This window comes from Enterobacter sp. CGMCC 5087 (assembly GCF_003144775.1).
Classification (GTDB): domain Bacteria; phylum Pseudomonadota; class Gammaproteobacteria; order Enterobacterales; family Enterobacteriaceae; genus Enterobacter; species Enterobacter cloacae_M.
Genome location: NZ_QFXN01000051.1, coordinates 1 through 11,166 on the forward strand (window position 1 = coordinate 1; position 11,166 = coordinate 11,166).

The window sequence follows — 11,166 nt, forward strand, 5'->3', positions numbered from 1 at the left end:
ACAGCGCGCGCACCGGCATTCCGGCACCGCGCTACGCAAAACAGTAGCCTAACGCTCAAGCTGGTCGCCGTACTCGCTCATCCAGGCGGCCAGCGGGGAGAGTGCGTCCTGCAGGGTTAGCCCCAGCTCGGTGATCTGATACTCCACGCGCGGGGGGATCTCCGGGTAGACCGTCCGCGTCACCAGCCCGCGCTGCTCAAACAGGCGCAGCTGCTTTGTCAGCTCTTTCTGTGTGATGGGGGCAGCGGCCCGCAGCAGATCGCCAAAGCGTACGGGCGTGTTAAAGACAATCAGGCGGTAGAGAATGGGGATCGCCCATTTACCGGAAATCAGGTTAACAAACTGCGTCATCGGGCAGGTATACGCCTCAGATTTTTTTTCACAGCACTCCTCCAGCCTTTCTGCCATAGCACACCTCTTGCCTCTTTAGTATCCATTTGGTACCTGGTTTCCTTTCGATACTAACGTTTCTATAGTGCTTTCTCCAGAGACATTTCAGGAGAAGAACATGGGTCGTTTAACAGATAAATATACGCTGATTACCGGCGGCACCAGCGGCATCGGTCTTGCCACCGCGCAGGCGTTTATCGCCGAAGGCGCGCGCGTCGCCGTGACCGGACGCAACCCGGACACCCTCGCCGAAGCAGAACGTATTCTTGGCGATAAGGCCTGGGTGATCCCGACCGATGCGGGCGATATCGCCTCGCAAAAAGCGCTGGCGGACAACCTCGCCGCCCGCTGGCCGCGCCTGGACGCGGTGTTTCTTAACGCCGGTGACGTAACGCACGCGCCGCTGGAAGCCTGGCAGGAGGATGCGTGGGACCGCCTGATGGGCATCAACCTGAAGGGGCCGTTCTTTTTAATTCAGGCGCTGCTGCCGCTGCTGAATAACCCGTCGTCGGTGATCCTCTGCGGCTCCGTGAGCGCGCGCATCGGCCTGCCCACCAGCAGCGTGTATGCCGCGAGCAAGGCTGCCCTGCTGTCGCTGGCGCGCACGCTGTCGGCGGAGCTGCTGCCGCGCGGGATCCGCGTCAACGGCCTGAGCCCCGGTCCGGTGGAAACCCCGGCGTTTACCAAAACGGGCTTAAGCGAGGAGGCGCTTAACGCGATGATGGCGGAGATCATCAAGCTGGTGCCGCTCGGCAGAATGGGCTCGACGACGGAGCTGGCAAAAGCCGCGCTCTATCTGGCGTCCGACGAGTCGAGCTACACGGTGGGAACGGAGCTGCTGGTGGACGGCGGAATGGGGAGTTTGTAACTCAAAAGGCGCTGATGCCGGTGATGATGCCGACATACAGCGCCGCCCATGCGCAGGCGGAAAGCAGGCTGACGGCGTAGACCTTGACTGCATTCAGCCTGAGCATGCCCGCCGCCAGCGGCACGATGTAGCGCAACACCGCCAGAAAACGCGACGTAAACAGCACGATGACACCGTTCTTTTGCAACTGATGCTGTACCCGCAAGAACTTATCGGCATGCTTTGAGGTGAAACGCGTGACCAGCCGGGTGTGCCCCATCAGCTGGCCGATATGGTAATTCAGCACCGAACCCGCCGTCGCCCCCAAAACTATGGCCAGCCACGCCAGTGCAGGATGCATGCTCGTCTGGCTAACGGTAATGCCCGCCAGCAGCATCACCGAGGCGGGCGGCAGCACGGAGGAGATCAGCACCGTCGATTTACTCAGCGCCATCACAAATAACAGCGCGAAAAGATGTGCCGGATACAGCGCAAAATGATTCAGCAGATTATCAAACCACGCCATTACCCTCTCCTTCGTTGATTATTTAATCCTCCATTAGAAATGAATTAACCTAAATAAACCCTCAACATTTTATTAATAAAAATCGTCTAAACCGTTCATAAACATTATTTAATTTTCTGAGCGGTAAATTTAAATAAGCGTATTATTCCTCTCGTCTTACAACGATCTCGTTATGGCGAGGCTCCTGTACAAATACACGTTATCGCTCTGGTAGGTTCGAGAGAACCGACACAGGGTAAAACAGGCACTGTCGAATCAAGGCTTTGTCAGTATAACTTCCCTCGCGGGATACGGTGTACAGTGCTGAACCCAGGACGTGGGGATCTCCTCTTCGACATGCCCTGTCTTGCTCGCCCCTGAGAGATGTTATTATTCAAAGGGAATTCACTATGTCTTACGCTATTCACAACCAGAACCTGGCATTTAATGACAGCGCCATAGCGCAATATATGAATACCGATTTTATTGTCCTCGATATTTCATTATGCGTGGCGCTGGCGCGCGAGCAATTCTTCGAAAAATTAAAGGACGACGATATTCCGTCGCATATTTTTATTGAAGACAATGGCCGCCTGGCGGGCATGATTGCCGTGCGTAAATTGCTGCAAACCGCCGATACGGTACAGCCGGTGAAATCGCTGATGATTTCGCAGTTTTTGCAGGTCAAACCGGAGGATGAACGTGCCGACGTTGCCGGACTGCTGGCGCACGGCGGCGCGGACGTGGTGCCCGTAGTCACCCACGGCAAGCTCGTCGGCTGCCTGACCGAGCGCGAAATCGCCCATCTTCTGGAAGATGACGTCACCGAAGACGCCCAGCTTCAGGGGGCGACGCTGCCGCTGGAGAAGCCCTATCTGGACACCAGCCCGTATAGCCTGTGGAAGAAACGCTCCGTCTGGCTGCTGCTGCTGTTTGTCGCGGAGGCCTACACCAGCTCGGTGATCCAGCATTTTGAAGAGGCGCTGGAGTCCGCCATCGCGCTGGCGTTCTTTATTCCGCTGCTGATCGGCACGGGCGGCAACAGCGGGACGCAGATCACCTCCACCCTGGTGCGCGCCATGGCGCTGGGGGAAGTCCGCCTGCGCGACGTTGGCCGCGTGCTGCGTAAAGAGATGACCACCTCGCTGATGATTGCCGCCACGCTCGGTATCGCCGGGTGCATTCGCGCCTGGATGATGGGGATTGGGCTGGAAATCACGCTTATCGTCAGCCTGACGCTGGTGTGCATAACGCTCTGGAGTGCGATCGTGTCGTCCGTCATTCCGATGGTGCTCAAGCGCTGCGGCATTGACCCGGCGGTCGTCTCCGCGCCGTTTATCGCGACGCTTATCGACGGCACCGGGCTGATTATCTACTTCAAGATCGCGCAATATACGCTGGGGCTGGAGTAACGCGGTCCGCCAGCTGGATCACCGCTCGCGAAAACGCCTCAATCGCCAGGGCGACATCTTCAGCCATCACCGATTCCGCCGGATGGTGGCTGACGCCCCCTTTGCAGCGCACAAACAGCATGCCGACCGGCCAGCGTTCCGCGATGGCAATCGCATCGTGGCCCGCACCGCTGGGCAGCGATAGCGAGCGCCCCTGTACCGATGTGACGGCCTCCCCCAGCACGTTTTGCAGGTGGATATCGCACGGCGTGGCGGCAATGCGGTAAAACTCCTCGGCGCTGAAGTCCAGACCGCGGCGCGAGGCGATCGCCTGCGCATGTTCCAGCAGGTCGTTAAGCAACCGATCCAGCGGCGCATCCTGCGGGCCGCGAATATCCAGCGAGAGCTGAACCTCGCCGGGGATTACGTTCACCGCCCCCGGCAGACAGCGCAGCTCGCCAACCGTCGCTACCAGGTTGCCGCCCTGCTGTCGGGTAGCGTTTTCAATGATAACCATCCACTCGGCGGCGGCGGCCAGCGCGTCCCTGCGGTGGAGCATCGGTACGGTTCCCGCGTGCCCGGCCTCGCCGGTGAAGCGGCAGTTCAGACGGCGCGCGCCGTTAATGGCTTCCACCACGCCAAGGGCGAGCGCCTCCTGCTCAAGGCATGGCCCCTGCTCAATATGCAGCTCCAGAAAGGCGCTGAAATCCTCCTGACGGCGCGCGGCATGCAGCACGCGGGCAGGATCGAGCCCCACCAGGGTCATCGCCTGCGCCACGCTGATCCCGCTGGCGTCGGCTTTTTCCAGCCAGCCCTGCGGCCAGGTGCCCGTCAGCCCCCGGCTGCCTAACAGCGTAATGCCGAAGCGGGTTCCCTCTTCGTCGCAAAAGCCGACAATCTCGATGGCCTGCGCCAGATGCACACCCTGCTGGTGCAGGCTGTCCACCACCTCAATGGCGGTAAGCACCCCAAGCATGCCGTCGTAGCGCCCGGCATTGCGCACGGTATCGAGATGCGAGCCGAGCAGCACCGCCTGCGCCCCTTCCTGCGCGCCCTCATAGCGTCCACAGATGTTGCCTACGCTGTCCTGCCAGACGGTCATTCCCGCCTGGCTCATCCACTGCCCCACCAGCTGGTTGGCCTGCAGATGCTGGGTGGAGAGATAGACCCTCGTCAGCGCATCCGGGGTTTCGCTGATGGCGGCCAGCGCGTCGGCGCGGGCCATCACCCGTTCTGCCGCCGGGCTCATTGCGGCGTCTCGCGGTGATAGTGGTCCCACGCGGCCTGCATGGCGGCCCCCTGCGTGGTGGAGAATTTCAGGTAGTTCAGCACCGACTCCAGCGCGCTCAGGGTGGTCATCACGCAGTCTTTGCGCGCGTTGTAGCCCATGGTGCCGATGCGCCACACTTTGCCGTGCAGCGGGCCAAACGAGGTGCCGATTTCAATCCCGAAATCCTCCAGCATCAGCTTACGCACCTGGTCGCCGTTGACGCCCTGCGGGATAACCACGCCCAGCACGTTGTTCATCTTGTGCTTCAGGTCGCCAAAGGTCTCCAGCCCCATCGCCTGAATGCCCTTCAGCAGCGCATCGCCGTGCAGCTTATGGCGCGCGATGCCGTTATCCAGCCCTTCCTGCAGGATCAGCCGCGCGCACTCGCGGGCGCCAAACAGCGCGGTGGTGGCTTCGGTATGGTGGTTAAGACGCTCCGGCCCCCAGTAGTCCATCACCATGCCGAGATCGAAATAGTTGGAGTAGATCATCTCCTCGTCGCCGTCGCGGTGGGCGTCGGTGCGGATGCCTTCCTCAACGCATTTGCGGCGGCGGATCGCCTCCTCCATGCGCGCGCTCAGGGTGATCGGCGAGGTGCCAGACGGGCCGCCGAGACACTTCTGCATCCCGGCCGAGACGGCGTCCAGCCCCCAGGCGTCGGTCTCCAGCGCGTTACCGCCGAGCGACGCGGTGGCGTCGGTGTAGAACAGCACGTCGTAGCGGCGGCAGATCGCGCCCAGCTCGGCAAGCGGCTGCAGCATGGTGGTGGAGGTGTCGCCCTGCACGGTCAGCAGCAGGCGCGGACGAATACGCTTAATCGCATCCTCTACCTGGTCCGGGGTAAACACCTCGCCCCACGGCACCTCGATGGTATGCACCTCCGCGCGGCAGCGGCGGGCAATTTCGCACAGCAGATGACCAAAGCGGCCAAAGACCGGCACCAGCACCTTATCTCCCGGGCGGATGGCGGAGACCAGAATGGCTTCAATTCCCGCGCGGGAGGTGCCGTCTACCAGCATCGTCCAGCGGTTCTCGGTGCGGAACACCCCGCGATAGAGCACCATCACCTCGTTCATGTAGTGGGTCATGGCCGGATCGTACTGGCCGATCAGCTGGCTCGACATGGCGCGCAGCACGCGCGGGTCGGCGTTGATCGGGCCCGGCCCCATCAGCAGGCGCTGGGGCGGGTTGATTTGCGGAAAGCGTGCGATATCCATTTGTCAGTCCTTATCAGTTGAGGCCGCGCACGGAGGAGATGAACTGCTTCAGTTCCGTGGTCTGCGGGTTGGCGAACAGCGTTTTGCTGTCGCCCTGCTCCCAGACTTTCCCCTGGTGCATAAACACCACGCGGTCGCCCACTTCGCGGGCAAAATTCATTTCATGGGTAACCAGTATGAGCGTCATCCCCTCGGCCGCCAGCTGCTCCAGCACCTTGAGCACTTCGCCCACCAGCTCCGGGTCGAGCGCGGAGGTGATCTCGTCGCAGAGTAAAACTTTAGGCGACATCGCCAGCGCGCGGGCAATCGCCACGCGCTGCTGCTGGCCGCCGGAGAGGCTCGACGGGTAGTAATCCAGACGATCGCCTAAGCCCACTTTCTCCAGCATGCGCTGCGCCAGCTCGCGGCATTCGGCGGCGCTTTTCTTCAGCACCCGACGCGGGGCGAGCATCACGTTTTCCAGCGCCGTCATGTGTGGGAACAGGTTGAAGCTCTGAAACACCATCCCGACCGAGCGGCTGATTTCACGCGCCTGAGAATCCCGGTCGGTAATGGTCATGCCACCCAGCTTGATGCTGCCGTCCTGATAGCTTTCCAGGCCGTTAATGCAGCGCAGCAGCGTGCTTTTGCCCGATCCGCTGCGCCCGATAATGGAGATTACCTGGCCCATGTCGATATCCAGATCGACGCCCTTGAGCACGTGGTTATCGCCGTAGTACTTCTGCACCTGATTAATGGTGATGAGAGGCATTGAATTTCGTCTCCAGATAGCGGCTGTAGCGCGACAGCGGATAACACAGAATAAAGTAGCCGAGCGCCACCAGCGCAAAGACCTTAAACGGCTGATACGTCACGTTGGTCAGCATGGTCCCGGCCTTGGTCAGCTCGATAAAGCCGATAATCGACGCCAGCGCGGTGCCTTTGATCACCTGAACGGCAAAGCCGACCGTCGGGGCGATGCCGATGCGCAGCGCCTGCGGGGCGACCACGCGAAACAGGGTCTGGCCGAAGGTCAGCCCCAGACAGCGCGACGCTTCCCACTGCCCTTTCGGCAGGGCGCGAATGCTGCCGTTCCAGATATCGAGCAGAAACGCGCTGGTGTAGAAGGTGAGCGCCAGCGAGGCGGCGGTCCAAGGCGAAACGTCGATGCCGAACAGCGCCACGCCGAAGAAGGCCAGGAACAGCTGCATCAGCAGCGGCGTGCCCTGAAACAGCTCAATATAGCCGCGGATGATGCGCCTGACCGTGCGCCCGCCCGTGAGGCGCAGCAGCAGGAGCGGCAGCGTCACCGCCGCGCCGCCGACGAAGGCCACCAGCGACAGCAGTACCGTCCAGCGCCCGGCCAGCAGCAGGTTGCGAATAATGTCCCAGTCGGTAAAGGTGGTCATCATGCCTGCACCCCCAGCCATTTGCGTCCCGCCGCCATCATCAGCTGGCGCAGGGTAATCGACAGCGCTAAGTAAATCCCGGTTGTCACCAGATAAACCTCAAAGCTCAGAAACGTTCTGGACTGGATCAGGTTGGCGGCGAAGGTCAGCTCTTCATACGAGACCTGCGACACCACCGACGAGCCGAGCATCACGATGATGCACTGGCTCACCAGCGCTGGGTAAATGCGCTGCAGCGCGGGCGGCAGTACCACGCGGATAAAGGTCTGCAGGCGGGTCAGCCCCAGCACGCGTCCGGCTTCCCACTGCCCTTTCGGCGTGACCTGAATGCCCGCGCGGATAATCTCGGTGCTGTAGGCGCCCAGGTTTACCACCATGGCCAGCAGCGCCGCTTCCCCCGCCGTCATCTTCAGCCCAAGATTCGGCAGGCCGAAGACGATGAAAAACAGCTGCACCACAAACGGCGTGTTGCGGATGATTTCCACGTACGCGCCCCAGATCCGGCTGAACCAAGTGGTGCGTCCGCTGCGGATCGCCGCCCCGAAGATCCCTATCGCCAGCCCGCCGACGGTGGCCATCACCGTCAGCTGAACGGTGATCCACAGCCCCGCCAGCAGCTCCGGCCAGTACGGCCAGAGCGCGGAGAAATCAAGTTGCTCAGTCATCGGCTCAGGCGCCAAGGTTGGCCGGCAGCGGGGCCTTCAGCCACTGTTCAGACAGGCCGTTCAGCGTGCCGTCCTTGATGCCCTGCTCAATCAGCGCGTCCACTTTTGCCTTCAGGGCCGGTTCGTTTTTCTTCAGGCCAATAAAGCACGGCGAATCTTTCAGCATAAAGCTCGGCACCGGGGCTTTATCCGCGTTCTGGCGCGAAATGGCCGCCACCACGAGGTTGCCGGTTGCCACGTACTGCACCTGTCCGGAGAGATAGGCGGAGAGCGTGGTGTTGTTATCTTCGTAGCGCTTCACGTCCGCGTCTTTCGGCGCCAGGCTGGTCAGCACCATGTCCTCCACCGCCCCGCGCGTCACGCCGATGGTTTTTCCGCTCAGCGCCGCGGCGTCCTTCAGCTCGGCCCCTTTCGGACCAAACACGCCGAGGAAGAACGGCGCGTAGGCGCGGCTGAAGTCGATTACCTTCTCGCGCTCCGGGTTTTTACCGAGGCTGGAAATGACCAGATCCACCTTATCGGTTTGCAGGTACGGCACGCGGTTGGCGCTGGTCACCGGCACCAGCTGCAGCTTGAGCTTCATCTGTTTGGCCAGATAGCGCGCCATGTCGATGTCATAGCCCTGCGGCTGCAGGTCGGTCCCCACCGAGCCAAACGGCGGGAAGTCCTGCGGAACGGCAATGCGAATGGTGCCGCGCTTCTCGATATCCTTAAGCTGGTCAGCCTTTGCCGGCAGCTGTGTGAAAAGACATGCGGCCCCGGCCAGTGCAATCAACAATTTTTTCATGGTGCTTCCCCGTAACGTTAACATGAAACAAAAGATTCTTTGAATGTGATTTTGCAACTAATGTGCCAGATAGGGCGAAGCGGGGAATATTCTTGTAAAGCCTGATAAAACGCGGACTGGTCGAAAAAACCTGCGTTTTCCCGACCCGCCACATGCACCATTTCAATGCAAAGCACCAGCCTGATGCCCCATTATCGTTGTTCGAGTTCGTCCAGCTGCTGGTAGAGGGAGGCAATTTCGTGAATACGCGGACGGCCTTTATCGAGAATTTCATGCAGGAAGGCGTTTGCCAGCAGGTTGATCAGGCTGTTGACCGAGGAGTAGCTGTCATAGGCCGAGACGCTGTCCAGCGGGGCGCAGAGCTGCCAGCTCGCCAGCGGAAACAGGCTGTGCGCCTGCGGCTCGCACATCAGCAGCACCGGAATGCCGCTGCTCTGAAGCTGCTGCATCAGCGGGCGGATGATGCGCGGGCGGCGGCGAAAGGCCATCATGACCACCAGATCGTCCGGCGTTAAATCCACCAGCTCCTCGCTCAGGCTCTGCCCCGGCTGCGGCAGGACCAGCACCTGACCGCGCGCCTGCAGCAACTGCTGACGCAGGTGCAGCGCCGCCGGATAGGCGTTACGCATGCCGATAATGACGATGCGCCGCGCCTTCACCATGCAGGCCATGGCGTCGGCAAACTGCTGCGCGTCGAGGGCATTGACCCACTGGGTCAGGTTCGCCATCTCCTGCTTATAGTGGCGCGCCAGAAGCGTATTGCCCTGCACCGCGTCGCGGTTATCGGTGAGCGGCATCCCGCTCTGGCGCAGGGTGCGCAGCTCGTCGCGCATGTCCTTGTATTTCTCATAGCCCAGACGCTTAAACAGACGGCTGACCGTGGCTTTCGACACCCCGCTCAGCTGCGCCAGCTCGGCGCTGTTGTAGCTAATCAGGTCATCAAAATGGTCGAAAATAAAGTCCGCCACCCGCTGCTCCTGCGGCGACAGCGACGGGTACTGTGCTTTCAGACGTTCATCCAGTTGTTCCATAGCGCCTCTGTAACTTTTGTTTCATCACATTGTACCTTTTATTATGCGTATTCATTATACGTGCCAGTTTACTGAAACTTTTTTTTCAGAACTGGAACAGCTTTTGCAGCACCTTGTGACTTTCAGGGTTACGAGGACGCTTTATGCAAAGTAATGTCTCCACGCACGGCATGGCCGTTGCGCCCCACCATCTTGCCAGCCAGAGCGCGCTGGCGGTACTGCGCGAAGGCGGCAGCGCGATAGAGGCGATGGTCGCCGCGGCGGCCACCGTTGCCGTGGTTTACCCGCACATGAACGGGCTGGGCGGCGATGGCTTCTGGCTTATCGTGCCGCCGGAAGGCGAACCTGTCGCCATTGATGCCAGCGGCGCGGCGGGATCGCGCGCAACGCTCGCCGCCTACGACGGGCTGGCGCATATTCCCCACCGCGGCCCCCGCGCGGCGCTGACCATCGCCGGCACGGTGAGCGGCTGGGACGAGGCGCTGAAGGTCTCGCGCGAGATGACCGGCAAGGCGCTGCCGCTGGCCCGCCTGCTGGCCGACGCCATTGACTATGCGCAGAACGGCACGCCGGTCACGGCCTCGCAGGCCCATGCCACGGCCAGCAAATTCGACGAGCTGAAGGACATCCCCGGCTTCGCGGAAACCTGGCTGGTGGACGGCAAGCCGCCGCAGGTCGGGAGCCGCTTTTACCAGCCCGCCATGGCCACGACGTTGACGCGCCTGGCGGAGGACGGTCTGGACAGCTTTTACCGCGGCCCGCTGGCGGACGTGCTGGCGCACGGCATGGAGACGCTGGGCCTGCCCGTGACGCTGGCCGATTTGCGCACGCACGTCGCCCGGCGCACCGCGCCGCTGAGGCTGCAGCATCAGCAGGGGGAGATCTTTAACCACGCCCCGCCGACGCAGGGGCTGGTCTCGCTGGCGATACTCGGCATCACCGACCGCCTGAATATGGCGGAGGCCGACGACGCCGACACCATTCACCGCATCGTTGAAGCCACCAAGCTGGCCTTTGGCCTGCGCGATGCCCACATCACCGACCCGCGCGAGCTGAAAACCGATATTCAGGGTCTGCTGGATCCCGCCGCCCTGCAGGCGCTTGCCGACAGGGTTGACGACGGACGCGCCGCGCCGTGGGGCACCGGAAAAGGCCCCGGCGATACGGTGTGGATGGGAGTGATGGACAGCAGCGGGCTTGCCGTGTCGTTTATCCAGAGTATCTATCACGAGTTCGGCAGCGGCGTGGTGCTGCCCGACACCGGCATCGTCTGGCAGAACCGGGGGGCATCGTTCAGCCTCGATCCCGATAGTCTTCTGGCCCTCGCGCCGGGCAAGCAGCCCTTCCATACCCTGAACCCGGCGGCGGCGCGTCTTAAGGACGGGCGCGTGATGGTCTACGGATCGATGGGCGGCGACGGCCAGCCGCAAACCCAGGCCGCGCTCTTTACCCGCTACGCGATTCAGGGCGTGCCACTGCAGGAGAGCATTTCCCGCCCGCGCTGGCTGCTGGGGCGCACCTGGGGACAAACCTCGGACACGTTAAAGCTGGAAGGACGCTTTAGCGCTGAGACGGTCTCACGGCTTCAGGCGCTCGGACACGAGGTGGAAATCTTCCCTGACTTCAGCGAAGCGATGGGCCACGCGGGCGCGATTGTCCGCCACCCCAACGGGCT

12 protein-coding genes and 1 riboswitch are annotated in these 11,166 nt (G+C 61.6%); of the genes, 3 read left to right on the forward strand and 9 right to left on the reverse strand.

What is annotated here, in order from left to right:
- Window positions 1–48 precede the first annotated feature (48 nt).
- Window positions 49–408, reverse strand: coding sequence for a helix-turn-helix domain-containing protein (locus DEO48_RS04865; RefSeq protein WP_109844511.1), 360 nt, complete (start codon window positions 406–408; stop codon window positions 49–51).
- 100 nt (window positions 409–508) lie between these two features.
- Between DEO48_RS04865 and DEO48_RS04870 the strand changes: the two genes are divergently transcribed.
- Window positions 509–1,258: an SDR family oxidoreductase gene (locus DEO48_RS04870; protein WP_109844512.1), complete on the forward strand. Its 750-nt coding sequence runs from the start codon at window positions 509–511 to the stop codon at window positions 1,256–1,258.
- Window position 1,259: 1 nt separating this feature from the next.
- On the opposite strand, the gene DEO48_RS04875 is transcribed toward DEO48_RS04870, so the two are convergent.
- Window positions 1,260–1,763, reverse strand: a complete 504-nt coding sequence (locus tag DEO48_RS04875; RefSeq protein WP_023311070.1) for a DedA family protein — start codon at window positions 1,761–1,763, stop codon at window positions 1,260–1,262.
- Window positions 1,764–1,922: 159 nt separating this feature from the next.
- A riboswitch (M-box (ykoK) riboswitch) is annotated at window positions 1,923–2,092 on the forward strand.
- A 60-nt stretch (window positions 2,093–2,152) separates the two neighbouring features.
- Between DEO48_RS04875 and DEO48_RS04880 the strand changes: the two genes are divergently transcribed.
- Window positions 2,153–3,154: a magnesium transporter gene (locus DEO48_RS04880; RefSeq protein WP_029741838.1), complete on the forward strand. Its 1,002-nt coding sequence runs from the start codon at window positions 2,153–2,155 to the stop codon at window positions 3,152–3,154.
- Here DEO48_RS04880 and hpxK read toward each other — a convergent pair.
- The 7 genes from hpxK to hpxU form a co-directional block, all read right to left on the reverse strand.
- Window positions 3,120–4,382 (reverse strand): allantoate amidohydrolase, encoded by a 1,263-nt coding sequence (gene hpxK, locus DEO48_RS04885; RefSeq protein WP_109844513.1) that lies wholly within the window; start codon window positions 4,380–4,382, stop codon window positions 3,120–3,122. The genes DEO48_RS04880 and hpxK overlap by 35 nt on opposite strands.
- On the reverse strand, window positions 4,379–5,620 hold the full coding sequence (locus DEO48_RS04890; protein ID WP_109844514.1) for an alanine--glyoxylate aminotransferase family protein: 1,242 nt from the start codon (window positions 5,618–5,620) through the stop codon (window positions 4,379–4,381). The genes hpxK and DEO48_RS04890 overlap by 4 nt, the downstream gene beginning before the upstream one ends.
- Before the next feature lie 13 nt (window positions 5,621–5,633).
- On the reverse strand, window positions 5,634–6,371 hold the full coding sequence (locus tag DEO48_RS04895; RefSeq protein ID WP_109844515.1) for an amino acid ABC transporter ATP-binding protein: 738 nt from the start codon (window positions 6,369–6,371) through the stop codon (window positions 5,634–5,636).
- A complete protein-coding gene (locus DEO48_RS04900) occupies window positions 6,352–7,008 on the reverse strand; it encodes an amino acid ABC transporter permease (protein ID WP_064791110.1) in 657 nt (218 codons plus the stop codon). The genes DEO48_RS04895 and DEO48_RS04900 overlap by 20 nt, the downstream gene beginning before the upstream one ends.
- Window positions 7,008–7,673 carry an amino acid ABC transporter permease gene (locus tag DEO48_RS04905; RefSeq protein WP_109844516.1) on the reverse strand — a complete coding sequence of 222 codons (666 nt, stop codon included), beginning with the start codon at window positions 7,671–7,673 and terminating at the stop codon, window positions 7,008–7,010. Before DEO48_RS04905 ends, DEO48_RS04900 begins: the two co-directional genes overlap by 1 nt.
- Before the next feature lie 4 nt (window positions 7,674–7,677).
- Window positions 7,678–8,460 (reverse strand): transporter substrate-binding domain-containing protein, encoded by a 783-nt coding sequence (locus DEO48_RS04910; protein WP_109844517.1) that lies wholly within the window; start codon window positions 8,458–8,460, stop codon window positions 7,678–7,680.
- Window positions 8,461–8,651: 191 nt separating this feature from the next.
- Window positions 8,652–9,491: a MurR/RpiR family transcriptional regulator HpxU gene (gene hpxU / locus DEO48_RS04915; protein ID WP_047346836.1), complete on the reverse strand. Its 840-nt coding sequence runs from the start codon at window positions 9,489–9,491 to the stop codon at window positions 8,652–8,654.
- Window positions 9,492–9,634: 143 nt separating this feature from the next.
- Here hpxU and DEO48_RS04920 point away from each other — a divergent pair.
- On the forward strand, window positions 9,635–11,166 hold a 1,532-nt coding region (locus DEO48_RS04920; RefSeq protein ID WP_109844518.1), incomplete at its 3' end, for a gamma-glutamyltransferase family protein.

What these genes read in the sequence shown, in the direction of transcription:
- DEO48_RS04865 (WP_109844511.1), bottom strand. Translation starts at nt 408, where the DNA reads ATGGCAGAAAGGCTGGAGGAGTGCTGTGAAAAAAAATCTGAGGCGTAT.
- DEO48_RS04870 (WP_109844512.1), top strand. Translation starts at nt 509, where the DNA reads ATGGGTCGTTTAACAGATAAATATACGCTGATTACCGGCGGCACCAGC.
- DEO48_RS04875 (WP_023311070.1), bottom strand. Translation starts at nt 1,763, where the DNA reads ATGGCGTGGTTTGATAATCTGCTGAATCATTTTGCGCTGTATCCGGCA.
- DEO48_RS04880 (WP_029741838.1), top strand. Translation starts at nt 2,153, where the DNA reads ATGTCTTACGCTATTCACAACCAGAACCTGGCATTTAATGACAGCGCC.
- hpxK (WP_109844513.1), bottom strand. Translation starts at nt 4,382, where the DNA reads ATGAGCCCGGCGGCAGAACGGGTGATGGCCCGCGCCGACGCGCTGGCC.
- DEO48_RS04890 (WP_109844514.1), bottom strand. Translation starts at nt 5,620, where the DNA reads ATGGATATCGCACGCTTTCCGCAAATCAACCCGCCCCAGCGCCTGCTG.
- DEO48_RS04895 (WP_109844515.1), bottom strand. Translation starts at nt 6,371, where the DNA reads ATGCCTCTCATCACCATTAATCAGGTGCAGAAGTACTACGGCGATAAC.
- DEO48_RS04900 (WP_064791110.1), bottom strand. Translation starts at nt 7,008, where the DNA reads ATGACCACCTTTACCGACTGGGACATTATTCGCAACCTGCTGCTGGCC.
- DEO48_RS04905 (WP_109844516.1), bottom strand. Translation starts at nt 7,673, where the DNA reads ATGACTGAGCAACTTGATTTCTCCGCGCTCTGGCCGTACTGGCCGGAG.
- DEO48_RS04910 (WP_109844517.1), bottom strand. Translation starts at nt 8,460, where the DNA reads ATGAAAAAATTGTTGATTGCACTGGCCGGGGCCGCATGTCTTTTCACA.
- hpxU (WP_047346836.1), bottom strand. Translation starts at nt 9,491, where the DNA reads ATGGAACAACTGGATGAACGTCTGAAAGCACAGTACCCGTCGCTGTCG.